This is a genomic window from Vibrio antiquarius (assembly GCF_000024825.1).
In the GTDB taxonomy this organism is placed as follows: Bacteria; Pseudomonadota; Gammaproteobacteria; order Enterobacterales; family Vibrionaceae; genus Vibrio; species Vibrio diabolicus.
Genome location: NC_013457.1, coordinates 839,202 through 863,273 on the forward strand (window position 1 = coordinate 839,202; position 24,072 = coordinate 863,273).

General features: G+C 46.5%; 25 protein-coding genes. 8 read left to right on the forward strand and 17 right to left on the reverse strand.

The features are described 5' to 3' along the window. Nucleotides 1-140: 140 nt before the first annotated feature. The 3 genes from VEA_RS18605 to VEA_RS18615 form a co-directional block, all read right to left on the reverse strand. Complete coding sequence (locus VEA_RS18605; protein WP_005395285.1) at nucleotides 141-404, reverse strand: DUF3012 domain-containing protein; 264 nt, start codon at nucleotides 402-404, stop codon at nucleotides 141-143. 192 nt (nucleotides 405-596) lie between these two features. Further along, on the reverse strand, nucleotides 597-1,616 hold the full coding sequence (fni, locus tag VEA_RS18610; RefSeq protein WP_006741316.1) for a type 2 isopentenyl-diphosphate Delta-isomerase: 1,020 nt from the start codon (nucleotides 1,614-1,616) through the stop codon (nucleotides 597-599). Nucleotides 1,617-1,855: 239 nt separating this feature from the next. Continuing rightward, nucleotides 1,856-3,655 carry a cation:proton antiporter gene (locus VEA_RS18615; protein WP_006741315.1) on the reverse strand — a complete coding sequence of 600 codons (1,800 nt, stop codon included), beginning with the start codon at nucleotides 3,653-3,655 and terminating at the stop codon, nucleotides 1,856-1,858. A 448-nt stretch (nucleotides 3,656-4,103) separates the two neighbouring features. Between VEA_RS18615 and VEA_RS18620 the strand changes: the two genes are divergently transcribed. After that, complete coding sequence (locus VEA_RS18620; protein WP_043884544.1) at nucleotides 4,104-6,734, forward strand: DUF2339 domain-containing protein; 2,631 nt, start codon at nucleotides 4,104-4,106, stop codon at nucleotides 6,732-6,734. 88 nt (nucleotides 6,735-6,822) lie between these two features. Here VEA_RS18620 and VEA_RS18625 read toward each other — a convergent pair whose 3' ends face one another. From VEA_RS18625 to flgB, 12 genes are read right to left on the reverse strand one after another with little or no spacing between them, the layout of a single operon-like run. Then, nucleotides 6,823-7,863 (reverse strand): hypothetical protein, encoded by a 1,041-nt coding sequence (locus tag VEA_RS18625; RefSeq protein WP_012842382.1) that lies wholly within the window; start codon nucleotides 7,861-7,863, stop codon nucleotides 6,823-6,825. Nucleotides 7,864-7,880: 17 nt separating this feature from the next. Next, nucleotides 7,881-8,780, reverse strand: coding sequence for a flagellar hook-associated protein FlgL (flgL, locus tag VEA_RS18630; protein WP_005395290.1), 900 nt, complete (start codon nucleotides 8,778-8,780; stop codon nucleotides 7,881-7,883). Between the two features lie 11 nt (nucleotides 8,781-8,791). After that, nucleotides 8,792-10,165, reverse strand: coding sequence for a flagellar hook-associated protein FlgK (gene flgK / locus VEA_RS18635; RefSeq protein ID WP_012842383.1), 1,374 nt, complete (start codon nucleotides 10,163-10,165; stop codon nucleotides 8,792-8,794). Further along, nucleotides 10,166-10,714, reverse strand: coding sequence for a rod-binding protein (locus tag VEA_RS18640; protein WP_005395292.1), 549 nt, complete (start codon nucleotides 10,712-10,714; stop codon nucleotides 10,166-10,168). A 10-nt stretch (nucleotides 10,715-10,724) separates the two neighbouring features. Beyond that, nucleotides 10,725-11,861: a flagellar basal body P-ring protein FlgI gene (locus VEA_RS18645; protein WP_081442408.1), complete on the reverse strand. Its 1,137-nt coding sequence runs from the start codon at nucleotides 11,859-11,861 to the stop codon at nucleotides 10,725-10,727. Then, complete coding sequence (flgH, locus tag VEA_RS18650; RefSeq protein WP_005395295.1) at nucleotides 11,846-12,517, reverse strand: flagellar basal body L-ring protein FlgH; 672 nt, start codon at nucleotides 12,515-12,517, stop codon at nucleotides 11,846-11,848. The genes VEA_RS18645 and flgH overlap by 16 nt, the downstream gene beginning before the upstream one ends. A gap of 32 nt (nucleotides 12,518-12,549) precedes the next feature. After that, nucleotides 12,550-13,335 carry a flagellar basal-body rod protein FlgG gene (gene flgG / locus VEA_RS18655; protein WP_006741309.1) on the reverse strand — a complete coding sequence of 262 codons (786 nt, stop codon included), beginning with the start codon at nucleotides 13,333-13,335 and terminating at the stop codon, nucleotides 12,550-12,552. Between the two features lie 27 nt (nucleotides 13,336-13,362). Then, a complete protein-coding gene (gene flgF, locus VEA_RS18660) occupies nucleotides 13,363-14,094 on the reverse strand; it encodes a flagellar basal-body rod protein FlgF (protein ID WP_006741308.1) in 732 nt (243 codons plus the stop codon). A 12-nt stretch (nucleotides 14,095-14,106) separates the two neighbouring features. After that, nucleotides 14,107-15,303, reverse strand: coding sequence for a flagellar hook protein FlgE (flgE, locus tag VEA_RS18665; RefSeq protein ID WP_005395301.1), 1,197 nt, complete (start codon nucleotides 15,301-15,303; stop codon nucleotides 14,107-14,109). A gap of 27 nt (nucleotides 15,304-15,330) precedes the next feature. Continuing rightward, nucleotides 15,331-16,014: a flagellar hook assembly protein FlgD gene (flgD, locus tag VEA_RS18670; RefSeq protein WP_006741307.1), complete on the reverse strand. Its 684-nt coding sequence runs from the start codon at nucleotides 16,012-16,014 to the stop codon at nucleotides 15,331-15,333. After that, nucleotides 16,014-16,448, reverse strand: coding sequence for a flagellar basal body rod protein FlgC (gene flgC / locus VEA_RS18675; RefSeq protein ID WP_005395305.1), 435 nt, complete (start codon nucleotides 16,446-16,448; stop codon nucleotides 16,014-16,016). Before flgC ends, flgD begins: the two co-directional genes overlap by 1 nt. A 2-nt stretch (nucleotides 16,449-16,450) precedes the next feature. Then, a complete protein-coding gene (flgB, locus tag VEA_RS18680; protein WP_005395306.1) occupies nucleotides 16,451-16,813 on the reverse strand; it encodes a flagellar basal body rod protein FlgB in 363 nt (120 codons plus the stop codon). 77 nt (nucleotides 16,814-16,890) lie between these two features. Here flgB and flgA point away from each other — a divergent pair, with 77 nt between their 5' ends. From flgA to VEA_RS18700, 4 genes are all read left to right on the forward strand, one after another. Then, nucleotides 16,891-17,688: a flagellar basal body P-ring formation chaperone FlgA gene (flgA, locus tag VEA_RS18685; protein WP_006741306.1), complete on the forward strand. Its 798-nt coding sequence runs from the start codon at nucleotides 16,891-16,893 to the stop codon at nucleotides 17,686-17,688. Nucleotides 17,689-17,823: 135 nt separating this feature from the next. Beyond that, nucleotides 17,824-18,105, forward strand: a complete 282-nt coding sequence (flgM, locus tag VEA_RS18690) for a flagellar biosynthesis anti-sigma factor FlgM (RefSeq protein ID WP_006741305.1) — start codon at nucleotides 17,824-17,826, stop codon at nucleotides 18,103-18,105. 20 nt (nucleotides 18,106-18,125) lie between these two features. Beyond that, the gene (gene flgN, locus VEA_RS18695; protein ID WP_006741304.1) at nucleotides 18,126-18,563 is read left to right on the forward strand and encodes a flagellar export chaperone FlgN; all 438 of its coding nucleotides are present in this window, start codon (nucleotides 18,126-18,128) and stop codon (nucleotides 18,561-18,563) included. Continuing rightward, on the forward strand, nucleotides 18,544-19,290 hold the full coding sequence (locus VEA_RS18700; protein ID WP_006741303.1) for a lytic transglycosylase domain-containing protein: 747 nt from the start codon (nucleotides 18,544-18,546) through the stop codon (nucleotides 19,288-19,290). Before flgN ends, VEA_RS18700 begins: the two co-directional genes overlap by 20 nt. Before the next feature lie 436 nt (nucleotides 19,291-19,726). On the opposite strand, the gene VEA_RS18705 is transcribed toward VEA_RS18700, so the two are convergent. Continuing rightward, nucleotides 19,727-20,245 carry an NUDIX hydrolase gene (locus tag VEA_RS18705; protein WP_005395311.1) on the reverse strand — a complete coding sequence of 173 codons (519 nt, stop codon included), beginning with the start codon at nucleotides 20,243-20,245 and terminating at the stop codon, nucleotides 19,727-19,729. 278 nt (nucleotides 20,246-20,523) lie between these two features. On the opposite strand from VEA_RS18705, the gene VEA_RS18710 reads away from it, so the two are divergent. Together VEA_RS18710 and VEA_RS18715 are read left to right on the forward strand one after the other, a co-directional pair. Then, entirely contained in the window at nucleotides 20,524-20,790 is a 267-nt protein-coding gene (locus tag VEA_RS18710; RefSeq protein ID WP_005395313.1) for a putative hemolysin, read from the forward strand. Between the two features lie 249 nt (nucleotides 20,791-21,039). Then, nucleotides 21,040-21,696 carry a hypothetical protein gene (locus VEA_RS18715; protein ID WP_006741302.1) on the forward strand — a complete coding sequence of 219 codons (657 nt, stop codon included), beginning with the start codon at nucleotides 21,040-21,042 and terminating at the stop codon, nucleotides 21,694-21,696. Here the strand turns inward: VEA_RS18715 and VEA_RS18720 are convergent. Continuing rightward, on the reverse strand, nucleotides 21,686-22,528 hold the full coding sequence (locus VEA_RS18720) for a YdcF family protein (RefSeq protein WP_006741301.1): 843 nt from the start codon (nucleotides 22,526-22,528) through the stop codon (nucleotides 21,686-21,688). The two genes, VEA_RS18715 and VEA_RS18720, sit on opposite strands and share 11 nt — an antisense overlap. Before the next feature lie 131 nt (nucleotides 22,529-22,659). On the opposite strand from VEA_RS18720, the gene VEA_RS18725 reads away from it, so the two are divergent. Continuing rightward, entirely contained in the window at nucleotides 22,660-24,030 is a 1,371-nt protein-coding gene (locus VEA_RS18725) for an L-serine ammonia-lyase (protein WP_006741300.1), read from the forward strand. Nucleotides 24,031-24,072 lie beyond the last annotated feature (42 nt).

The following is a 24,072-nucleotide window of genomic DNA, read 5'->3' on the forward strand; positions in this document are numbered from 1 at the left end:
GATAGGTGTGTTCAGCACGTGAGAGCCCAAGCTATTGTCGATACAAAAACACCAAGCAAGACGCTTGGTGTTTTCTTAATATTTTGCCTAACACAGTCATCGCTCATAATGAGAGACGCCGTGTTGAGAAAGTGTAGTGCTTAGAAAATGCAGTGCTTAGTAAAGCTGGTAGCTTCGTTTGCACTCCAGTCACCTTTTGGCTTATCTTTCAAGTTCTCACACCATTGCTCGCTGCCCACACCATCTTGAAGAACACAGTGCTTCGCAAAGTCTACTGCGTTGTCTGCTGTCCATTCTGTTTTTGGCTTATCGCGCATGTCGTTACACCAGCCTTCAGTGCCCACTTCATCACTACAAGCGGTTAAAGCAGAAGCCGCCAACATCAGCATGACTAGTTTTTTCATAAATTTAAGGTTCCAGTTGCAAACAATATTAAAATAAAACTCAATCGCTTCAACAAATGCCCATTCAACTGTCTGAACTAAGCAGTCACTTGTTGAAGTGACTTTTGTATCAACTATAACGAAATTATCAGTCTACGTGTTAAGACACCGAAAAATTATTGAGCCAAGCTGCGTAAATGACACCATAAACACCTATAGGCAGCGCGCTTGCGTTAATGCGCTGATCTTAGAAGACCCCGTACCAAAACATGATAAACGTAACTCTAACGCCATTTGCTCAAAGTGCTCGACCACCGCTTGAGTGCTTATGGTAGCCGCTTTCAAGACTGCGCCCGCTTGCCCAACGAGATTGGCGCCCAAATGTATGGCTTTCGCCGCTTCAAGTCCGTTATGCACACCACCTGAGGCGATCAAAGGTAATGTAGGATGCTGTGCTCGTATTTGAGTCAAACATTTTGCCGTTGGGATGCCCCAATCGCGGAAAAGTTCGGCTGCACGCTGCATTTTCGGGTTATCTTGGCAATAGCCTTCAACCGCGCTCCAACTTGTGCCACCCGCGCCCGCTACGTCAATGGCATCCACACCGGCGTCAACCAATCGCTGCGCAACGTGACCACTAATACCAAAACCGACTTCTTTAATAATGATCGGAACATTCACGCGAGATTTAAGCTGCTCGATAGCGTGTAAGACCCCAATCCAATTATGGTCGCCATTTTTCTGAAACGCTTCCTGCATTGGGTTTACGTGTACAAACAACGCATCCGCTTGAATGGATTCAACCGCACGCTGCGCATTATCAAGTTTACCTTTGTCGCGCAATTGAGCGGCTCCAAGGTTGGAATAAAGCGGCACATCTTTGGCTAAATCACGAATGGTTTTGCCTAGACCTGCGTGTTGGCGCTCTTCTAAGCTAATACGCTGCGAACCCACGCCCATCGCAATGCCTAATTCACTGGCAGCTTCAGCCAAACGACAATTGATCACTTCTGCGTCTTTTGCTCCACCTGTCATTGAGCTAATCAAAAACGGCAGCGCCAATCGGTGGCCAAGAAACTCTGTCGACAGGTCGATCGCCTGAAAGTCACATTCTGGCAGCGCGCAGTGTTCAAACTCGACAGACTCAAAGCCCGCCGTTTTATGCTTCATGCTCATGTCATGATGTAAAACAGCGTCTAGATGTAAATCTTTTCGGTTAGTTTGCGGAGCCATAATGTCACCCTAAAGTAAAACAGTCGCGCAGTATTGCGATCCTTATCAGTAACGTCAATGCGAATTTTCTGAATTCACGAGATTACTTTTCCGAAACCAGTAATGAATCACGACTTACTCTGACATTATAGAAAGAGAAACTCGCCTTCTGTTTTAAACAAGCAGGCGAGTGTTTCTCCAAGTTGAAGTAATCAGCGTGCGAGACACCACGATAAAAATGGGCCGCATACTTCTCTAATTTACTTTGCGCTTTCTGACAGAATCAGAGACACAACGGTGCTTGTGGTGGTTGGAGCAAACTGCTCAGGATCATCACAGAATTGAATTTTCCCTTTTTCTTCAACGTGGAACAACGGCACTACCGAGTTCCCTTTGTGATGCGCTAAATAGTCTTGATACGTAAAGTTGTCGCTCAATTTCGTGTGTTTTATCTCTGCACCGCGGCTCAACAAACTGGCCAGCTGGGTATAGCTTACGTTACCGCCCATCAGCAATTTACCGTGGTACTCCTGAGCCACGGAGTGCTTCTCGCTACCATTGCCGTTGGTTTTCACTTTTTGCAAGCAGTGAACTCTATCTTCACCAAACTCGTCGACAAATTGCATGCAAGCCATAATGTTGAAATGCTGGTCAGGTGTTAATGCAACGACTTGTCCCACCCCTATCAGGTTCAAATTGTCATCTGCGTGACTAGAAATCGGATTTCCGTAGTAGTAATCCAGCCCCAACATACGAACTTGACTGATGTACTCCCAGTTAGAATCGGTCATCAATATGCGGCGGTCATAACGTGCCAACGCTTGACCAATTTCTCTGGCTACTCGGTTAGCACCAATCAACAAGAAGCCGCGTGGCGCTGGCTCCGCGACGCCCAACATCAATGCGACAGGACGTGCCGTTGCACTTTGTAAAACAACCGTTCCGATGATCACCATGAAGGTCATAGGAACCAGTAAAATCGCTTCATCAATACCGTATTCGGTCAATTTGATCGCAAAAAGAGACGAAATAGAAGCAGCGACAATACCGCGCGGTGCAACCCAAGACAGAAACAGTTTATCTTTAAGTCTCAAGTTACTGCGGATGGTTGAGAGGAAAATCGACAACGGGCGCGACACCAACTGCATAAATACAAACAGCAATAACGCGCCACTACCCAGCGCAGCAAAATCATCCAAGCTGATGCGTGCAGCAAGGAAAATAAATAGGCCGGTGATCAGCAATATGGTCAAGTGCTCTTTAAAGTGCAGAATTTGTTGAATATTGATTCCCTTTGCGTTGGCAAGCCACATACCCATTACAGTAACCGTGAGTAATCCGGCTTCAGACTCAATATGGTTGGAGACGGAAAATACGCCGAGCACGATCATCAAAACTGCAAATGGCTGCAAGTATTCCGGTAGCCACGCACGGCGCATAATCGTTGCGACTGCTGCGCCAGAGGCCGCACCAAGAATGACGCCCACGGCAATGAGCGTCCCGAACACTTCGACGCTATTTATCGCGCTGTGCGATACGATGAACTCATAAACCATCACAACAAAAAGCGCACCGAGTGGATCAATCAAGATCCCCTCCCAACGCAAAATATTAGCAAGCGTACTGTTAGGCCTTACCGTCCGAAGAAGTGGCACGATCACCGTCGGACCTGTTACCACGGTTAAGCTGCCGAACAACATGGCGAGCTCCCAAGTAAAACCGAGGAAATAGTGCGTCGCAATACTGGTTGCTGCCCACGAAATGATGGCCCCGATGGAAACGATACTCCAGACTGAGCCACTCACCCCGCGAATTTCTTTAAAGTTTAGGGTCAAGCTGCCTTCGAAAAGAATCACCGCAACCGCCAATGAAACCAACGGAAAGAGCAAATTCCCTAAAATCTCATCTGGATTTAACCACTGCATAAATGGCCCGACAATCAACCCAGCTAGCAGCAAAAATAAAATCGCTGGTAAGCGCAATCGCCATGCCAACCACTGACAACCTAAACCAATGACCCCAACCGCTGATAGAACCAGCGCTTCATTACCCACTTGCATTAATAATTTACCTGTTTTGTCTTTTTTCGCGTGAATGCGCTATACCCAAATAACCTCGGGCGTGCGGTTCAATAAGCATGACTTAGCATGCAGACTAAACGGCTTACCTTCGACTCTTCGACAGCATGCCTCTGAAATGCACATTTTTGAGGTCACTTGGGTATCGCATCAGAATTATGAATATAGTTGACCCCCAATGACTTAACGACTCATTTCTGTTCATCAGGTCTTAAAGTGACATACAAGTATGTCGCTTCGTCGAATTCATCATTACGCATTGAGTTTCATTATGTAGAATGATTCTTAAAGAAAGCGCGGAACCTAGCACTATATGAAGCTAAGGCAAAGCGCTTGGACTAAGCTTTAGCGTACGTGCTCAAAGTTAAGAATCGTGTGTCACGCGACGTACGCAAGGAGAAATGGATTGTACGTAATACTAGCACTATTCATGGCATTGCTCGCCATCCTCATCGGAGTGAAAGCCGCCAACCGAGCAGCACTTTTAGAAAAAGAGCTAACCAAACTTCGTGAAGAGGTAACATCACTGCGAGTCAGTCTAAATAAGGACTCGAACCAACCAACGTGCCAACAATCCAGTGTTGAAGAGGTAACAAAAGAGGCAAACTCCTCATCCTCTAAGGAGCATGACCCGATTACCGACCGAGCATCTTATCCAAACGCAACACATCAAGCTCAATACCAGACAAGCGAAGTTCAACTGGACGTTTTTAGTCAAGAACAAGAGTCTATATTGCCAAGTAGAGTGCAGAGTCTGTTTAGCAACATTCAAGAAAACTGGTTGGTTTGGGTGGGCGCGCTGGCAATGCTAATTGGTGGGGGGTATCTCGTACAGGTTATTGGTAGTCACATTGAGTTTTCGCCACTTATGCGTGTGTCCTTTGCGTTTGTACTCTCGTTACTTATGGTGCTTGTTGGCGAATGGTTCCACCGCAAAGAACAACAAAATCCTCAACGAGCAACACGAGCCCAAGGCTTTACTTATGTGCCTGCCGCCGTTACCGGAACCGGGCTAACTGGCATTTACTGCACGGTTATCTTTGCGTTTGTTGTTTATCAAATGCTGACACCTAGTGTCTCGCTTATCATCTTAGCCGCTGCCGCATTTTGCAGCTTGGCTCTATCTTTACAGCAAGGGCCGTTGATGGCGGTGCTTGGTCTGATTGGTGGATACACCGCACCGTTATGGATTGGTGGAAGCGAGCCTAATTACTTCTTACTGGCTGGGTATATCAGCGCGATCTCGGTCGCGGCAACATTGCTAATGCAAAAAGTACGTAGTGCATGGATTTCTCCAAGCATCGCGCTTCCACATGTTGTTTGGATGCTGTTGCTCATTGAAAGCATGCCGCTTGAGACACTTTTTTCTTGGCTGGCTATTTATCTCTCCATTACTCTTTATCTTATTTTCGCAGTTCCAAGACTGGGTTGGACACTCAATCCTCGTTATCATCACTGCCAGAATAAGTGGACAAATCCGCCGACCGCTACCTCTCTCGCGATTGCGTTATTGACCTTTTCGGCTGTCACCAGAATGCCAGAATTGGACACACTGCAAATGGTGTACTGTTATGCGCTGCTCGTTGCGACAGTATGGCTCCCAGCGGTTCGCACAGGTTGGTCATTGCGCGTATTTTTGCCTTCCATATTGGTCTCTGCGACCGCACTTGTTGTCCTCACTGTCGCGTTTGACGCTTTGTATATGCCAGAACATGGTGCCAGTATCTTACTCGCATTGGCCACCAGTATTGCACTGATCTGCTGTCGAACTTATTGCCAGTCACTCAGTGACCGATCGCAACTTAGCGGCGTACTTCTGTTAGTACTGGCTCCTGCAATGAGTTTGATTACGCTGTTTTATGTCGACGAATTTATGCAAGGCTACCTGTGGCACTGGACTGCATTCTGCGCATTGGTGACCGTTTATTACGTTGTACTTGGTCAGCGCTTACATTCGCTAGCATTGGAATGTTCTGCCGTCATGCACGCTTTAATCGTAGGCGTCGCCTTTGTTTGGTTAAGCGATACCTGGTTGACGACAGCAATCTCGATACAAGTTGCGGTAATGGCGCTACAGACGCAATCAGGGTTATTTCGCCCCGCAAGTTGGGCGATTAAAGTGGCGATGGGGATACTGGTCATCCGCCTCACACTTTTACCCTTCATCCCTGAATGGCAACCCGTAGAAGCAGGACATTGGGCTTGGGTTATTGTGAGTTACCTACCGTCTCTCATCATCCTGCTCTATGCTCGAGCCACGCTAAAGCAAGCGGACCTCGAACTGACCAACTGGTTTGAAGGCGCATTTTTGCATGTATTCTTAATGGCGCTATTCACCCAAACCAACTACTGGTTAACTGGGCAGTACGGCTATTTGGGACACCTTGATTTCACAAGCGCCATCGTTTTTGCTAACCAAGCGTTGGTTATGGGTTTGGTGTACAGCTACCGTAGCCAATTTGCACAACGCTTAAGCCGCATCTATGAAGCCTACAGCTACCTGCTTTGGTGTGCCTTCGCATTGCTGATAATTTTGCTTAATACGGCAGAGTCGCCATTGGTGACTGACAACGTCTCAGCCCAAGCTCTTCCCGTCATTAATATGCTAAGCGTCGGCTGGTTGCTGCCAGCTTGCATCCTACTTATCGCAACCTTTAGAGGCTGGAATACGTTACAGGTTCATCGATTTGCGGTTGCTAGCCTAGGCTTTGCACATGCTGCTATTTGGTTAGGTATGTCTATCCGTCAATTCTGGCAAACCACATCCATGATGTTGTACCAACCGACCAGCATGGCAGAACTGTTCAGTTATTCAGTAGCAGGTTTGCTCGTGGGTGGATTGCTTACTTGGCGCGGTGTGACACACAGAGGGTTGATGATGCAGCGCGTGGGTCTAGTGGTTTTAGCTTTTGTCGCACTCAAAGTATTCTTATGGGATGTTAGTTCTCTGGATGGGTTCTGGAGAGCAATCAGCTTCTTAGGTTTAGGAGCATCTTTAATCGCGCTTGGGTGGTTATTCCAGAAATTGAATCGCTCGGTGGCAAAAGCACTCGAACCATAAACGAATTAAAGAGAGATTCCCGACAATGCACCGTTCTCGTTATTGGGGGGCGATAGCGATGCAAAGCCAGGAATCATTGGAGTGTTCGTTATTTTAGCAACGCAACAACCGTATGACGACGCACGTTTGCTTGTGCATTCAACGCTTGAAAAGTCGAGGTAAACTCACCAGACTTCTGCACAAAACCATCCAGTTTTGCATTCACATCATCCACAGAAAGCTGCGCGGTTTTATTTTGAATTGAGCGCATTTGAGTATTCAACTCTCCATGAAATGCTTTCGCTTCCTGCAAGCTCGTTTGCACTTGTCTTAGGTGCTGGTTCACTTTGGCAATCGTCTGTTTCATACCATCGCGTGACGCCAAATCAAACCCAAGTTCTGCAATACCATCTGGCTCTGACTTTAGATTTAGAACGTTCGGCTGGCCCGCAGGAAAACGGTGCCCTTCGCCCGTGACCATCACTTTCTGCTGCATTTGCTGATAAGCGTTGTCTCTGGCTTCAAATAAAATGCTGCCATCGTCAGCTAATGAGGCACGCATCCCTAAAGCAATCAAGCTTCGGTCAAGCATTTTGACAGTTCGAGCACCATCGGCTTGTCCATCGAACTGAATCATTACCGCTTGACCCTGAGGGAAATCCAAACGAATTTGCTCAGCCTTGTCACTTAAGCGATGCACGTTCAAGCCAGGAATAGAAAAGCGACGAATGTCTGCTTTATCTAGCTTTAAATGCAGTTCGTTGTTGAGCACTTTCTGGCCGTCGAAACGAGCATGCTCCACAACGTTCTGAATGGTGGCTTTAGAACGAACCAATGTATCCTGCAAGCCAGGCACATTTTGCACGCCTTGATTCACCGCTTGCGTCAAACCACGTTTAATTTGAGTCAGCTCTTTGCCAATCACCTGCAACGATTTCGATGCGATCTGCACTGCCGTCGCTTGCTGCTGACCCTGGGTCAGTTGAATCCCAGAGACAGAGTAGGCTGACGCAGTGTCAGCCTGAACTTGCGCCGGGCGCGGTTTAATTGCAGTACTTGAGTCTGCAGAACGGGTCGGCATGATAGAGGCTTGTTCTTGCCCACCCAAGCGTATGCTATGGGGTCTGACCTCTACTGTACTCATTACCATAAAAGAACTTCCTAACCTTATAGACGGTCAAACAACGATAGATCATTGATCTTTACATAGCTCGCTTGCGTTGCTTGCAAAGCCGCCATGTAATTGCTCAAGCGTACCGATGCTTCACCGTAATCCAGAGCTGAGAGGTCACCTGATACTTTATCGACGAACAGTTTATTCTCACCATGGGCACCGCCAACCAAATCTAGGTTATTGTGTCGGCCACCAATCTCCGTCATCGTGCCAAGTACGCTTGCCAACGTATCATCAATGGCACTCAGGCTTGCGTCCACTTCAGCTTGGAAATTCGGACTCGGGTTCTCAAATTCTGTAATTAGATTATTAATTTGATCCAGTACGTTTTTGCCGCCACCAAGGTCCAAAATGTCCTTTGCCGTCATGTTGGAATCCATCGTTACGCCTTTCGCAATCGTCACGACACGTTTATCGCTGTTGCCCTCGATGACATAACTACCGCTTGCACTGTTTATAGCAGGGGTGTCAGTTTTGGTGCCTGAAAATAGGTAATGTCCTTCTTCATCCTGAGCATTGAAAGACGACTCAATTGAATCACGATAGCTCTTTAGCTCCGTGATCATACCGGTACGGTCTTGATCAGTCAGTGAGCCATTCGCGCCCCATAATGCAATATCACGCATGCTCATTAGGCTCTCTTTCACTGAGTCTAAATGTGTTTCTTGACTCGAAAGCGTGGTTTTGACGTTTGCGATATTGTTTTGATATTGGGCGATGGCGCTGTTTTCACGATCCAAATTAAGCAGCTTAATCGATGCCATTGGATCGTCAGATAGTTTAGTTAGACGCTCACCTGTCGTCATTTGTTGTAGCACGTGCCCCAGACCTGCATTGTTACCTTGCAGGCTTTGCAGCATCATTTGGCTAAATTGATTGTCACTGATTCGCATCTGGGTTTCCTTTAGAATAACTGCAATACAGAATCGAACAGCTGATTCGCTGTGCTGATCACTTTCATGTTGGCATTGTGTGCATTAGCAAACGTCATTAAGTTAGCCGCTTCTTCATCACTGTTAACGGCACTCACATTGTCACGAGCCGCATGTGCTTGCTTGTTCATGGCTAACTTAGCTTGGTAATCAGCGTCTGCTTGGCGTGCTTTAATCGCGGTTTGACCCACCATAGAACTGAATGCGTCATTCAAGCTCACAAAGCCATAGCCAGTCACAGAAACAGGCTTGTTGCTTAAATTAATCAACGACTGCAATACATCCGCATTACCTGGCGTACCATCACTTGAAAAAGCAAGCTCACCTGGAGTTAACTCAGTGATATCCAAACTTGCCGCTGGGTTGGCAGGGTCGTAACTGAACAATGGTTTACCTGGGTTACCATTTAAATCTTGTCCAGTAGCGAGCACAGCGTTGTATTCATCCGCTAACGCTTTCGCCATGTCATTCAAAGCCAATTGGTTTGGTTTTAATACATCGGTTTGATAATCGTTAATCGCACCTAATTTGCCACCAAGAGAGTCACCAATCGCAAAACTTTGGCTTGAGAATGTTACGTGTAAGTCTGCTACGTAAGGGTCACTAGGGTCTGGAACGGCTGCGAGTTTGCCATGGTCCGTGCCCATCACAAGTGGCTGACCAGAGGTCAACGTTACCTGAACACTGCCGTCAGGCTGTTCTGTTGTTCTGATTTCGATGGTTTGAGATAACTCGCCGATCAATTTATCTCGTTCATCCATAAGTTGCGATGGGTTGCCGCCTGTTCCTTGCATTTCAACCAGCTGCTTGTTTACCTTCGCGATGTTTTCCATGAGGCTATTCGCGTGGTTGAGTGCCGCATTACGCTGATCGCTCATATCTTTATGTTGGTTGTGCAAAGACTCGGTCAACGTATTAAAGCGGCGCGCCAACGCTTCAGATTCGTTGATGATTTGTTGACGGTAAGGGATCGACTCAGGCTTAACCGTAGCATCGTTAAGCGCAGCGTTTAGAGAGTCCAAACCAGCAGAAATACTGAAGCCATCGGCCCCTAGCGTATTTTCCAATTGGCTCATGTTGCTGGTGTAGCCAGAAGCGTACGCCGCCATACTGTTAGTGGACCACGTTTGCTTAATCAGAAATTGGTCTGTAACGCGGCGAATGCTGGTGACCTCTACCCCTAAACCAGGGCTTAAGCGGTTGGCTTTTCCGTCATCAACTGATGCCATCAACGCTTGTTGACGGCTGTAGCCCACAGTATTCACGTTCGCCACGTTTTGTGCCGTTACGTCTAAGGCCACGCGGTTCGCGCCTAAACCTGAAAGGGCAATATTAACTAGGTTCATTTACAGCTCCATTTTCCTGATCAACGGCTGAGAAAACGCGGTAGTCATACCGGCCTCACCGAGCACCTGTTTTACAGAGGCGACGGCTTGAGAGGCGGTATTAAATAAGCTTGAGTTCCCCTCAATCTCGTTAGCATCAAGCTGTGAGATAGATTCAGAATTCGCACCTTTACCATCGTTTGCAGATGAGATGTTACGCGCAGCGTCAAAGGCGACTTCGCGCATAGAGGGGCTAAGTTGCTGGATGAGCATATTGGCAATGCCTGAGCTCTGCTTTTTTGCCAGTTCCATTGCCAGTTGCCCATCGTACATATCGCGGAAAACACCTTGCTGCTGGCTTGCAAACGGGCTGTCTTTATCCGCTAGAACATCGCTGCTGCTGCGCATTTGACGCAGCACCATTTGTAAAAACATCGCCTCAAATTGACCCGCCACGACTTCAAGCGCGCCTTCCTGATCTCGACTCTGCTTGATGTTGGCAAGTGCGCTGTTGTCGTGATACAGCATCGAATTCAGTTGAGTTTGTTCATTGGTACTGTCTAGTTTCATCCTTAACTCCTTAAATCACGACCAATTCAGCGTTCAATGCACCCGCTTCGCTCAGTGCTTGTAGGATAGACATTAAGTCAGTAGGTGTGGCACCTAAGCTGTTTACCGCAGTCACAATAGTGTTGAGCTCCGTGCCTGGAGGCCAAATCACCATTTGAGCTAAATCTTCGTTCACATCAAGATCCGTTTGGTTAACGACTTTCGTATCGCCATTTGCAAACGCATTTGGCTGACTGACTTGTTGTGATTCAGAAATTCGCACGGTTAAGTTGCCGTGGCTCACTGCCGCCTCACTCACTTTGACACTCTTACCGATCACGACCGTTCCCGTACGAGAGTTAAAGACAATTCGAGCCGGCTTGCGGCCTTCCACGACGCTCATTTCTTCAAGCATCGACATCATCACTACGCGCTGTTGGGTATCTTTTGGTGCACGCATATCAATGCGCGCTTTATTGATCGCAACAGCAACGTTAGGCCCAAAAGTATTGTTAATTTCACGCGCGATATTTTTTGCCGTCGTGAAGCTTGGTTTACGCAGGTTTAAGGTGACTTCATCACGCTGGTTGAAATCAGTTTTGATTTCTCTCTCTAACGTCGCACCATTCGGGACGCGACCTGCCGTTGGCGTATTAACTTCGACTTTGGAGCCACTTCGCCCTTCTGCTGATAAACCGCCCACCACGACGTTTCCTTGTGCAATGGCATACACTTCACCATCAATACCGCGTAAAGGCGTCAACAATAGCGTACCGCCACGGAGGCTTTTCGCGTCACCAATTGAAGACACGACCACGTCCAAAGTTTGTCCAGGGCCCGCCATTGGATCAACGGTTGCTGTCACGCTCACAGAAGCCACATTTCGTAGCTTAGGGTTCATACTGTCATCAATTTGAACCCCAAACTGACGTAACATGTTGGTGATAGATTGAGAAGTAAATTTCACTTGGTTTCGGTCACCCTGGCCAGCTAAGCCAACCACCAAACCATAACCGACCAATTGGTTTTCTCGAATGCCGCGCACATCGACCAAGTCCATGATCGGAATTTCCACTTCAGCATGTGAAGTGGTTGGTAATCCCAAGGTCAACACCAATAGGAAAGACGTTAAGAAAGATTGCATTGTCTTCATTAGAAAGGTACCCATGGGCTGTTGAAGAATTGAGTTAGCCATCCGGCTGCGTTGCTGTCAGCCAGAGCTCCGCGACCTGCGTAGGTAATTCGTGCATCAGCAATTCGTTGAGAAGAAACTTGGTTGCTGCGATTAATATCATCCACACGAACAATGCCAGTGAGACGAATAAACTCATCTCCCTGGTTAAGGCGCAGCCATTTTTCGCCACTGATACGCAACACACCATTAGGTAACACCTCGTGTACCGTTACGGTGATAGCACCTTGCAGCTTGTTGCCCTGTGAGCTTGAAGCGCTGCCATCAAAGTTCCGGCTGCCATCGACACTAACCCCTAGCTCATCGAACGTTTTCGTTCCTATGGTCGGCGCCGCGAAATTAACCGCTGAGCTTTTGCCAAACTTAGTACCCGCTTTTTTGCTCGATGAGGTTTCTTCTGATAGTTGAACCGTTAACACATCGCCAACTCGGTAAGCACGACGATCCTGAAACAGGGTCATCGTGTATTGGTGACGATAAAGGCTACCAGACTGAGTTTCCGGCAACGTGTAATCGAGCGTTGGTGGTGCGTATTCCTCGGCATTTGGCTCAGGCGGAATAAATTCCTGACGGCCGGCACATCCCACCAGCAACACGGCGGCTACTGCCCAACTCTTAGAAAGCCATTTCATTGCTTTTTCCTTCATCATCACCAATTTCATACTTACATTGATTGCGAAACAAACTTCAGCATGTCATCTGCAGCAGAGACCACTTTCGCATTCATCTCATACGCACGTTGAGTCGTGATCATGTCGACCATCTCTTCCACTACTTGTACGTTTGAACCTTCCAATGCACCTTGCTTGATGAGGCCTGCGCCATCTTCACCAGCAATCAGTTCATCTGCCGGGCCGCTGGCTTCCGTTTCACGGAACAAGTTACCACCCACGGCCTCTAAGCCTGCTGGGTTAATGAATTTTGCAAGTGTGATTTGACCAAGCTGCTGTGGCGTTGGATCGTCCGCCGTCGTTGTTGTTACCGTGCCATCAACACCAACAGAGAATGAAGAGGCATTATCTGGGATCTGAATTTGTGGCTCTAACGGCAAGCCTTGGCTATTAACCATCAAGCCTTCAGAGTTGACATGGAACTGACCATTACGTGTGTACATGATCTGTCCATCCGAGTTTTCGATTTGAAAGAAACCCTGTCCCATAACGGCAAGGTCCAACTCTTGTGTTGTATTTTGAGTGTTACCTTGCGTAAACACTTTTTGCGTGCCGACTACGCGAACACCGCTACCTAGCTGAATACCACTTGGCACTTCGTTAACTTGATCTACTTGAGCACCAGGTTGACGCTGAATGCTGTAGAAAAGGTCTTCGAATACAACTCGGTCACGCTTAAAGCCAACTGTATTTACGTTCGCTAGGTTGTTAGAAATGGCAGTCATCTTCGTGTCCTGCGCTGCCATGCCTGTTTTACTTACCCATAATGCTGAATGCATTTTTTATTACTCCTTGCGGGGCGAGACTTATCTCGCCGCCATTAATTTATTACCAGCTTGTGCCAACGTCTCGGCCGTTTTCATCATGCGAACTTGCATCTCGAAGTTACGCGTTAACGACATCACGCTAATCAACTCATCAATGGCAGATACGTTACTGCCCTCAATGTGCTCAGGAGAAAGTTGCACCGTTTCATCGGCAGCGAATGGCACGCCATCTACACTGTGCAGTAGGCTGTCACTCTCTTTTTGAAGTTGGTTCATTTCTGGTTTAACCAACTTCAACGTTCCCGCGACGATTTCTGCGCCACCACCTGGCGGAATCACGGATACTTGACCACGCTCGCTGATTTCAATCTTTTGATAATCAGGCACAACCAAAGGCCCATTTTCACCAAGAACAGGAAAACCGTTGATGGTCATGGCACCAAAAGTGTCGACTTGGATATTGCCCGCTCGCGTGTACGCTTCGTTACCCGCAGGAGTTTCAACAGCAAGATAACCCTCACCCATGATGGCGACATCCAACGGGCGTCCCGTTTTCATAATGTCGCCAGAATCAAAACGCGTTGAGGCAGAGTTGGTCACAACCATAGTGCGACCATCAAAACCTGGGCCTTGCATTTCTACACTGCGCACGCGCTCCATATCCGCTCGAAAGCCAGCAGTATCAGCGTTTGATAAGTTGTTTGAACGCACGTGCTGAGCCTTAAGAACTCGACTCGCACCTGACGTTGCAGTAAATAACAAGCTATCCATGCAAAACTCCCATTACACCGCGTTAAACAAAGCTTGAGTTAGCTTGTCGCTGGTAGAGATGGTTTTCGCGTTTGCTTGGTAGTTACGCTGTGCGGTCATTAGCGCCACAAGCTCACTGGTTAGGTCAACGTTAGAACCTTCTAACGCACCTGGGGTTAAATCACCCAACGTACCTGAACCAGGGACACCCGTGATTGGCGCACCAGAGCTAAAGCTTTGAGTCCATGCCGTACCACTCACTTTTGCTAAACCTTGTGTGTTGGCGAAGTCTGCAAGTACAACTTGACCTTGCAGCTGTGATTGGCCGTTAGTGTAGGTCGCGTAAACCATGCCATTACCTTCAACGCGTACACCTGCAAGCTCACCGGATGTGTAACCGTTCGGGCTGTTAGTACTTACGCCGAATTTAGCACCAAACTGCGTGCTGCCTTTCAAGTTAATGTCGACACTCATCGCGTTTGCGCCTGCCGCAGGGAATGAAACATTAAACGGAGCCGTCGGTGAAGAAAGCGAACCGTCTTTGTCAAACGTTACTGGTACCGTTGTCACTGGTGTTGCGCCACCATCCACTTGAACATTCACTTCCCAAGAGTTAGAAGCGGTCTTAGTGAAGTACTGGGTTACCGTGTGCGAGTTACCCAGCGAGTCATAGACTTTTGTGGTGTAAGACGAATTGAATGAGTTTGGATCGTCCGGATTAAACGGCGTTACCGTTTTATCAATGGCAGACGCACTTGCATCAAAGTTTGCAACAAAATCAAGACCGTCTGTCGCTTTTGCATTCAGTGATGACGTAGATACTTGGATATTGCCCACAGAGCCTGTCATCAGGTTGTTGTTGCTATCCACACTGTAACCTTGCAGTTTTGCGCCACTGTTAGCGGTAACAAAGTTATCTTTATCTGTCGCGAATACACCTGAACGCGTGTATAGCGTTTGACCCATATTGTCTTTAGTGACAAAGAATCCGCCACCGTTGATCGCCAAGTCCATCGCACGGCCAGTTCCTGAGATACTGCCGTCTTTGTCGAAGTTCTGTGAAATTGACGCGACTTCTACACCACCAGGTTGCATGCCGTTATATACTGCGGAGAATTCTGTGCGGCCACCTTTAAAACCATACGTTGATGCGTTGGCAATGTTGTGACTGATTGTGTTTAGCTCTGTGTTGGTCGCGTCCAGACCACTTAGTGCGATGTTAAAACTCATAAATAGACCTCTGATTTCCGTATTTGGTTAAGCACCAAACTGAGTGATTTGATAGAAAGGAACGTTGCCAACGCCATGGACATTGACTAATGCTGCGCCACCGGTATTAGGAATGCGCACTTGCTCAACAGTGCCTGCCATCAGCACATTTGGACTTGCTTGCCCTTCTTGCACTTCTACTGCCACTGAGTATTTGCCTGGTTTAAGACCAAGTTCTTCAGGATTAATTGAAAAGTCGACGTCACCTTTGCCGTGAGCACCTAATGGCACTTTAGTGGATTGACCAAACTCATCTTTCACAACTAACGTCACTTGGTTTGAGCTATGAGCGAGTTCGATTTTTCCGTTCTGTACGCCTTCACCAAGCTCAAATTCTTTGGAGTTGACGTAAACGGTTTGTCCGACGAGCCCCGCTGTCGATAGCACTTGCATGTTGTCGAGGAGAATCATGCTCTGTTGCATTGTCCTGGACATATTCTCGGTACTTTGAACTTGAGAGAATTGAGCCAACTGACCAACGTATTCCGTGCCATCAAGTGGGTTAAGTGGATCTTGGTTTTGGATCTGCGCCACCATCAAAGAAATGAATTCGTTCTCTAATGAAGAAGCACTGTTCATATCTTTAGGATTTGGTGCAATGCCATTGTTCTCTTTTGCTTTAGTGCTCACAGGAGCATCAGACGATAAAGGTGTATATTGTGCGAGACTCATTAACTGCCCTGCCCTAATCTAAGCAGACCTTGCTGCATACTTTTCACATTTGATAACACTTCAACATTGGTTTCGAAGCTACGTGTCGCTGACATCATGTCTGCCATTTCAGCCACGACATCGATATCTGGGTAATACACATAACCTTCACCATTGGCCAACGGGTTGTTTGGCTCAAAGCGTTTCTCGGCTTCTCCCGCATTTTTCACAACGTCAACAATGCGAACTTCAGCATTGGGATAAACCCCGTTTTCCGTTGTCAGCTGCGCTTTTTGGTACACAGTCGCGAATACGGGCTTCAGCGCTTTATAAGCGTCATCTGGATTTGCAGACACCGCGTCCGCGTTAGCTAAGTTACTGGCGACCGTGTTAAGACGCACAGTTTGTGCCGTCATCGCGGATCCAGTGATCGAGTAAATATCAGTGAATGACATAATTAACGTCCCTCAATCGCTTTCGTTAAGCCATTAAATTTCATGTTGAGAAACGTCAGGCTAGTTTGAAAGTCCATGTTGTTTTGCGTGAATTTCGCTTGTTCAACACCCAGTTCTACAGTGTTGCCATCTTTGCTGTTCTGGTAAGGCACCGAGTATTGGGCCTGAACCTGAAACTTAGGCACTGGTTTGTTCACACCGCCTGCAGCCACCTGGTTCATTACGGTGGTGAAACTTAGGTCTTTCGCCAAATACCCAGGGGTGTCAACATTTGCTAGGTTACTGGCAAGGACTTTGGTACGCTGAACGCGAAAATTAAGTGCCTCTGGATGTACACCTAAAGCATTTTCAAATGTGATCGCCATGCATCTTCCTTACAGTTGGCTCGAATACGCCAACATACAAACAAGATGCGTGCCATAAAAAATAGCTATATATATCAATGATTTACAAACAAGGATGGAAGCCAAACTTCCGGCTCACGGAAAGCATTAAAAGCAAGGGGAAAGTGCTTACTTCCTCAACATTAATGCTAACTCTGCTTGCTCTAATACCAGGACAAACTTTCGCCAACACCTCTGGCAGAACCCTAAGCGTTGAGGAGATAAAATCTGTTGTAGCAGAGCATTTCAAACAAGAAGTGGCCCAAAATGCTCACTCTAACCAGTGGGGAGAATACCAACTGGATTTCGACATGTGGGTACCAGGCTCGGCGAATCACCTACCTGAGTGTGAATCGCCTCTGGTCATCACTGGTCGCGACAATCAAGCGTTGCCAGTTGGAAACCTTAAGCGCTCAGTAAGTTGCGATGACATCGCTTCACCCTGGCGAATTAATGTCACGATAAAATCTTCTCTGACACTGCCTGTCTTGGTTGCCACAACCACGGTCGGTCGAAATGAAGTTGTGACTGCCAAGCACGTTAAACTGGAAACGCGCACCATCTCGCGACAAGACGATTTTTATACTCGCCCAGGACAAGCAATAGGCTTAGAAACCTCTCGCCGTTTACGTGCAGGGCAAGTGGTCAACCCATCCAATTTATCTGCTCCACCTTTAATCGAAAAAGGCAATGAAGTCATAGTGATTGCGAGCAAAAATGGATTTAGCGCCAGCACGAAAGGAGTCGCCTTAGAAGATGGTGCGAAAGGGCAACAAATTGAAGTAGAAAACCTAAGTTCTGGCAAGGTCATTAGAGCTGTCGTAACCGGGTTAAACCAGGTTCATACTCAATTTTGATTTTGGACTCAGAGTAACATTTTTTAATTTTGGCTCTCGTCAGTAACGCTGAGTTTCGAGTACAAAAAAAATATTTAATGTTTATCACATCCTAACCGCCTACTTAATTTAGAACATGATGATGAGGACCACAGCATGAAAATCGACAAAGTCGCGGGCGGTCATGTCCCACAAACAAAATTACAGCAAGCAAGCAAACAGCCTGTCGACGTCGTCGAACAGAGCAAAGTACACGAGCCTGCATTTCAAGCGAATACCGTAGCGATAGATCGCGCTCAAGCTGAAATGGCATCACTACCTGATGTTGATATGGAAAAAGTAGAACAAGTACGTAACGCATTAGCGCGTGGCGAACTTAGCCTAGATACAAAAGCACTATCAAAGGCGATCATGCAATTCCATACAGGTCACGAGTAATAACACACTAGGAAGAGATCATGGCAAGCGCAGTATCGCAGCGAATTCAACAATTTATTCGCTCAATACCTGAGGATATCAAGCTCTATCAACAACTTATCCCTTTGCTTCAACAGCAAAAAACGTTGTACTTAAAGTTTGATGGTGAGGCACTGAGCAATAATGTTCAGAAACAAATGCCAATACTCAATAAACTTAGCCGCTCAGCCAGTGATAGAAGCCAGTGTATGCGAGAGCTGGGGTTAGCGTGTAATGACGCCAGCGTAAAACGAATTTTCAATGCTTTGCCTGCCCAAATAGGTATGCAAGCTAGAAAACAATGGGCGCTATTGGAAACGTTGGTAAGTCAGTGCCAACAATACAATCAGAGCAATGGCCACAGCTCTGCGGCGTTCCATGAGTTGGTCAGTCAACTCAAACAACCTGTGCAACACACTTATGAAGATAAATCGTTCTAAACGATGTTCGTCTTGCCTACAGATTCAGTCGCCATCTCGGCTGAGTACTGTAGGCCTTTTTATTTTTATCGCCTTACTATCCTGCCTTTCAATCACCTGCCAGGCGAAACCAAGCTCAGCTGATATTCAAACGCAATATCAAGTTTTAGCGCCATACAAGCCACAAATTGCCAAGCGTCTCGATTCATCCAGCCCGGTGATTCATCACATTTTCAAACAACTGCAAAGCCACTCTTTACCAAAGACTCTAGCCTTAGTGCCAATGTTGGAATCCTCTTACAACCCCAAAGCCGTTTCTCATGCCAACGCCGCCGGACTTTGGCAACTGATACCAGCAACAGCTCAACGATTCGGGTTGACTGTAGATACAAAACAAGACGATCGCTTTGATACAGAAGCAAGCACAGTTGCAGCACTCAAGTATCTGACGTTTTTATACAACAAATTCGATCAAAACATGGCGCTGACATTAGCGGCCTACAATGCAGGCGAAGGGCGTGTCGCACGCGCTATTCAGCGAGCAGGCAGTAACGACTTCCAGAAGCTCACACTACCTAAAGAGACTCGCCAATACGTTAGTCGATTCTTCGCGCTGGAAAAGTTGATAGATATCGGTCAGTTACAATCCTCATCATTTCAACCTTTACTCTTATTTGCTTCAGATGCTCCGATGGTTTCGCAACCGCTGATCGACTTTAGTCCACTACCTCCGTTGGTCAATTTGTGATAAAAATCACGACAAAATCCAATGTCAGAAAAACGTAAAATTACAAGATCGTGTTCGGCCAATTTGAAAACTCGTGATCTCTATGCAAACGTGTGCAAAAAAGTTGAGGTAAGGTATCTCAAAGATAAGAAAGAGTAGTGGTTTATTAAAAGGTACCCAAATTGCGCTTGCCAATTGGGTAGATATGCGTCACATTGCGTTTGCAAAAAACATGAAAACCAATGGTTGGACCTAATAATTATTTACACACTAAATGTAAAACAGCTATTGTTTTCATAGTTCGAAACAAATTTAAAATATCAAGATGACGCTTCGCTTGCGCGTCTGGAATAAGTCCGGGTTCCGGGGGGGAGTCCGGACTTTTTTTATCGATTTAAAAGCTGACCTATCAACAGAACAATGAGTGGGTAAGTCACTATGAGGCAAGCTAAGTTATTTATAGTAATTCTTTAGAAATCAACTGAAGCAAAAACGTTTCGCGCTCGATGCTCATGCCTTTTTTCGGGCTTTCTGCCATGGTCTTTTCATTGTGCGCTATCGCTTCGTGAATGTTCATCCATACTGGACGCATTCCATTTTTAACTTCATAGTCTTCATAAGCCGTTTCGCCTAACTCACGATCGATTTTACATGTATAGCAATACGACACCATGTGCATTACGTCAGCGTCGTCTTTGTACCAAGGACGAAATTCCTCAAAGATCCCGAAAGGCTTAATACCATGGATATTCTGCGCGCCGGTTTCTTCTTCTAGTTCACGAACTAGTCCAGCAATCACATCTTCACCATCATCAATACCACCACCTGGCAAAGTGTAGTCATGGTAACGCTCTGTATAGAGCAACAACACATCTTCACCATCTAGTACGATGGCGCGTGCCGCATTGCGCTGGAAAATAATTTTGTCGTCCAAGTGCTCAATGTCCGGATGAACGGTCGATTTTAAGTGTCTCATCGAAAATACCACTGTCATGTTTTGCGCGCATATTACCGAACTTCACGCTTTAAATCATCGTTGTCGGTCCAAATGCGTTCAATACATTGGTTTGAACGCAACGGTTCTAACCTTCGTAACAATCCGCAACAAATAGAAGTGTGACGTGATAACCAGTAAAAGATGAGAATATCTAAATTCTTATACGTCCCTCTTACTTTTAACATCGATAAGACAATAATCTCTGAAAGTTGCCTATAATCAATACAATACTCGCCCACCCCATGCGGAGATAAAGAATGAAAAAGACAAATTTAATGATGGCTATGGCTGCAACGTTGGTACTGGCTGGTTGTTCAACTTACGAAGGTGCCACTCGCTCGACTGAGTATACCTCCGTCGCAAATCCTGCAGCCGTTTACTGTGTTCAGCAAGGTGGTGAGTTGGATACCGTTTCGGAAAATGGCGAACGTGTGACTTACTGCGTGCTGTCTGACGATAATCGTGTCGAGCAATGGGAATACTATCGCGACAATCATAAAGAAAGTGAGAGTGGCGACTACTAAATTTTTTTGTCGACACGTCAGATTCCCTCTATCACTTAGGAGCCTTTAGGCTCCTTTTTTATTTGATTTATCAAAACTTTCTCACTTCATTTTTACATACCTCTGACTTTACCGCACATCGATACTATATCGAACAGTGTTCTATTCTTGACATTCCTCTGACATAACTTTCCACTTGGACAATAAAATCCCAAACACAGATCACACTAATTCACATTTCTTCCACATTTTCTGGAACAGGTGAGCAAGATGAAAACACAAATAGTAAAAGAAGCCGAGTCAGCCCCAAGCAACGTTGTTACTGAAGAGTCAAAGCGCATCATTTATAAATCGAGTTTAAGCGCATTGATGATTGTCGCTATCAGTATTCTCGTTAACCTCAGTCTTCGCCTTGATTATGTCGTGTTGGGTTCAAGCCTTGGTGAGCTTTCCATAACAGAAACACTCCAGCTTGTGATGCTCGCGATTGCGTCATGGTCATTTTTTAGCCTATCTAAACAACAGCCTCAGCTAAAGCATGCGGCCATTTTGATTGCCGGCTTTTTCGCGGTGCTCATTATTCGTGAAACAGACTATTGGACAGACATGATTCGTCATGGTTCTTGGGTTTTTCCTGCGCTAGCTGTAACCGCACTGGCTTGCGCCAAAGCTTACCACGGTGGTAAAGGTACCATGAACGAAATGGCGACTATCTTAACGGTGCCCCACATGAAACTGTTAATTGGTGCCGTGATGCTATTGTTGGTCTTCTCTCGCTTGTATGGCATGGGCAGTTTTTGGCAACAAGTGATGGACGAGAACTACATCCGTGATGTTAAAAATATTTCGGAAGAAGGCATGGAACTCCTGTGCTACTGTTTGATCGCATTGAGCGCAGTCCGCACAAAACGCGAACTTAATGAATAGACTCAGGATCCAAGCGGCGGTTCAATGCAGTTAATATCGGATGAACGATCCTTAACGCTTGTTCCGCAGCTCCTACAGATTCATCCAAGGCCGTCATTTCGATGGCCTTTTTCATGTCTTCAATCTGTTGCAAACTATCTTTATCGAGTGGTAAAGCGAGCAATTGCTGAATGGCATGTCTCGCGATCATAAGCGGCTTCTTTCGGACAACCGATAAGTCTCGTAAAAATGCTCCCTGCTTGACCCCTTCTAAATAAACTCGGTAAGTCGTGAGTTTATCCAGTAATAAAAATGCCGCCGCCACAGGCCCTTTATGTGGGTATGGTACGCTGATATGTTTGTTGATATCCAGGGGTAAGTTGAGAGTAACGCCCATGGAGGCGCACTCAGATTTTAGTACTCGTAATAATCCCTGCTCATCCATCAAGGTTTGGATTTCTATGATTCGCTCAAGGTGGTAGTCATTCGACAACAAGGTGACCTCAACCGGGCGCGCTGACCATAACTGGAACAAACCACTATCACACAAAATGCGAGAAGCGTAACGCATGTTCTGAAACGTATTCAAAGAACGATTTTCTAAAAGTACTTGATGTTCAGGAAACGGATGCACAGCGGCCGCATTTAGAGATTTAAAATAACTGTACATTGCATCTGCTTCAGAAATGCGTTGACCTTGCGTTAATCCACCACAAAAAATAATCGCCGTTCGCTCTGTCGGCAATGACGCAATCACATTAGATAACGCTTCGACTCTTGTTACCCCCTCAACGGTCAATCTGCTATTGACGAGGCGTTTACCTAAAACAATGACCACATTGTCTAACTTCATTTCAAAATCTCGCGCTTAGTTGGCAGTGTTACAAAAATCTTCTTTCACTCCCGGCCTACAGGCTTTAACATCTAGTTAACAACACTGTTCTAGAGACCTTTATAAAGGTTCACTGCTAAAGGAAGTCAATTATGCTGTCGATTTTCGATATATTTAAGATTGGTGTCGGGCCTTCTAGCTCCCACACTAATGGTCCTATGCTTGCCGGATTCCATTTCAATCAACTAGTTAGCGACTCTATGGCGAAAGTGCATCGGGTGCAAGTGGACCTTTATGGCTCATTATCGCTCACTGGTAGAGGGCACCACACAGACCGAGCCACTGTCCTTGGTTTGATGGGAAATAAACCCGATACCATCAAAATGAGTAGCGCTAAAAGTGCGCTACAAAATACTATAGACAACAACACGCTGCTGCTCGCTGGTACGCACCAGATTGAGTTTAGCTACGACCATGACATCGTCTTTCATAGTGACAACCTTCCCCTGCATGAAAACGGAATGACGATTACCGCACTAGACGCTGCAGGAGACCAAGTGGCGTTTGAAATTTATTATTCCATCGGAGGTGGGTTCATCGCCACCGCTGACGAACTAGAAAACGGCACACAACAAGATGAAGTCGCGGTACCATTTCCTTTCATATCAGCGGATGAGATGCTGGAAAAAGCCGAGACTAACGGTTTTAGTTTGGGAGGTATGATTCTACAAAACGAACTGGCATTCCGCTCAGATGAAGAAATTAGCCAAAGAGCAGAACAAATTTGGAAAGTGATGTCGCTCTGCATGCAACGTGGTTTCGATACGGAAGGGATTTTAGAAGGTGGTCTCAATGTCACTCGTCGTGCACCAAACCTTTTGAAAAAGCTCGAAGCCAACGCTGCAGTTGAGAATGATCCAATGGAGATCATGGATTGGATTAACCTCTTTGCCTTTGCGGTTAGCGAAGAAAATGCAGCTGGCGGACAAGTCGTTACTTCTCCAACTAATGGCGCTGCAGGGGTGATTCCGGCGGTATTGATGTACTACCATCGCTTCATCAAAGAGCTTGATATTAAACAGCTGAAAGATTTTCTCGCAGTCGCTGGCGCTATCGGCATCTTATATAAAACTAACGCGTCAATTTCCGGCGCCGAAGTGGGTTGTCAGGGAGAGGTCGGGGTTTCTTCATCCATGGCAGCCGCTGGTTTAACGGCGCTCAGAGGCGGCAGTAACGAGCAGATTTGTATAGCCGCGGAAATTGCGATGGAGCATTCATTAGGAATGACTTGTGACCCGATCGGCGGCTTGGTTCAAGTGCCTTGCATTGAAAGAAATGCCATGGGCGCAATGAAAGCCATTAATGCCTCACGTATGGCATTAAAGCGCACGAGCAAATGCCTTATTTCATTAGATAAAGTTATCGAAACCATGTATCAAACTGGTAAAGATATGAACAAAAAATACCGTGAAACTTCCTTAGGTGGCTTGGCCGTCATTCATATGGCACCGCCATGCGAATAGTCAAATAAGCCCGCTATATCATTGCTGGCGATGCACTTCGTC

What these genes read in the sequence shown, in the direction of transcription:
- VEA_RS18640 (WP_005395292.1), bottom strand. Translation starts at nt 10,714, where the DNA reads ATGAAACTAGACAGTACCAATGAACAAACTCAACTGAATTCGATGCTG.
- VEA_RS18605 (WP_005395285.1), bottom strand. Translation starts at nt 404, where the DNA reads ATGAAAAAACTAGTCATGCTGATGTTGGCGGCTTCTGCTTTAACCGCT.
- VEA_RS18700 (WP_006741303.1), top strand. Translation starts at nt 18,544, where the DNA reads ATGAAGATAAATCGTTCTAAACGATGTTCGTCTTGCCTACAGATTCAG.
- VEA_RS18625 (WP_012842382.1), bottom strand. Translation starts at nt 7,863, where the DNA reads ATGGTAATGAGTACAGTAGAGGTCAGACCCCATAGCATACGCTTGGGT.
- flgF (WP_006741308.1), bottom strand. Translation starts at nt 14,094, where the DNA reads ATGGATAGCTTGTTATTTACTGCAACGTCAGGTGCGAGTCGAGTTCTT.
- flgK (WP_012842383.1), bottom strand. Translation starts at nt 10,165, where the DNA reads ATGAACCTAGTTAATATTGCCCTTTCAGGTTTAGGCGCGAACCGCGTG.
- VEA_RS18645 (WP_081442408.1), bottom strand. Translation starts at nt 11,861, where the DNA reads ATGGGTACCTTTCTAATGAAGACAATGCAATCTTTCTTAACGTCTTTC.
- flgN (WP_006741304.1), top strand. Translation starts at nt 18,126, where the DNA reads ATGGCAAGCGCAGTATCGCAGCGAATTCAACAATTTATTCGCTCAATA.
- VEA_RS18720 (WP_006741301.1), bottom strand. Translation starts at nt 22,528, where the DNA reads ATGAAGTTAGACAATGTGGTCATTGTTTTAGGTAAACGCCTCGTCAAT.
- flgM (WP_006741305.1), top strand. Translation starts at nt 17,824, where the DNA reads ATGAAAATCGACAAAGTCGCGGGCGGTCATGTCCCACAAACAAAATTA.
- VEA_RS18705 (WP_005395311.1), bottom strand. Translation starts at nt 20,245, where the DNA reads ATGAGACACTTAAAATCGACCGTTCATCCGGACATTGAGCACTTGGAC.
- fni (WP_006741316.1), bottom strand. Translation starts at nt 1,616, where the DNA reads ATGGCTCCGCAAACTAACCGAAAAGATTTACATCTAGACGCTGTTTTA.
- VEA_RS18710 (WP_005395313.1), top strand. Translation starts at nt 20,524, where the DNA reads ATGAAAAAGACAAATTTAATGATGGCTATGGCTGCAACGTTGGTACTG.
- VEA_RS18715 (WP_006741302.1), top strand. Translation starts at nt 21,040, where the DNA reads ATGAAAACACAAATAGTAAAAGAAGCCGAGTCAGCCCCAAGCAACGTT.
- flgD (WP_006741307.1), bottom strand. Translation starts at nt 16,014, where the DNA reads ATGAGTCTCGCACAATATACACCTTTATCGTCTGATGCTCCTGTGAGC.
- VEA_RS18725 (WP_006741300.1), top strand. Translation starts at nt 22,660, where the DNA reads ATGCTGTCGATTTTCGATATATTTAAGATTGGTGTCGGGCCTTCTAGC.
- VEA_RS18620 (WP_043884544.1), top strand. Translation starts at nt 4,104, where the DNA reads ATGGCATTGCTCGCCATCCTCATCGGAGTGAAAGCCGCCAACCGAGCA.
- flgC (WP_005395305.1), bottom strand. Translation starts at nt 16,448, where the DNA reads ATGTCATTCACTGATATTTACTCGATCACTGGATCCGCGATGACGGCA.
- flgA (WP_006741306.1), top strand. Translation starts at nt 16,891, where the DNA reads ATGATTTACAAACAAGGATGGAAGCCAAACTTCCGGCTCACGGAAAGC.
- flgL (WP_005395290.1), bottom strand. Translation starts at nt 8,780, where the DNA reads ATGCGAATCAGTGACAATCAATTTAGCCAAATGATGCTGCAAAGCCTG.
- flgE (WP_005395301.1), bottom strand. Translation starts at nt 15,303, where the DNA reads ATGAGTTTTAACATCGCACTAAGTGGTCTGGACGCGACCAACACAGAG.
- flgG (WP_006741309.1), bottom strand. Translation starts at nt 13,335, where the DNA reads ATGCATTCAGCATTATGGGTAAGTAAAACAGGCATGGCAGCGCAGGAC.
- flgH (WP_005395295.1), bottom strand. Translation starts at nt 12,517, where the DNA reads ATGAAATGGCTTTCTAAGAGTTGGGCAGTAGCCGCCGTGTTGCTGGTG.
- flgB (WP_005395306.1), bottom strand. Translation starts at nt 16,813, where the DNA reads ATGGCGATCACATTTGAAAATGCTTTAGGTGTACATCCAGAGGCACTT.
- VEA_RS18615 (WP_006741315.1), bottom strand. Translation starts at nt 3,655, where the DNA reads ATGCAAGTGGGTAATGAAGCGCTGGTTCTATCAGCGGTTGGGGTCATT.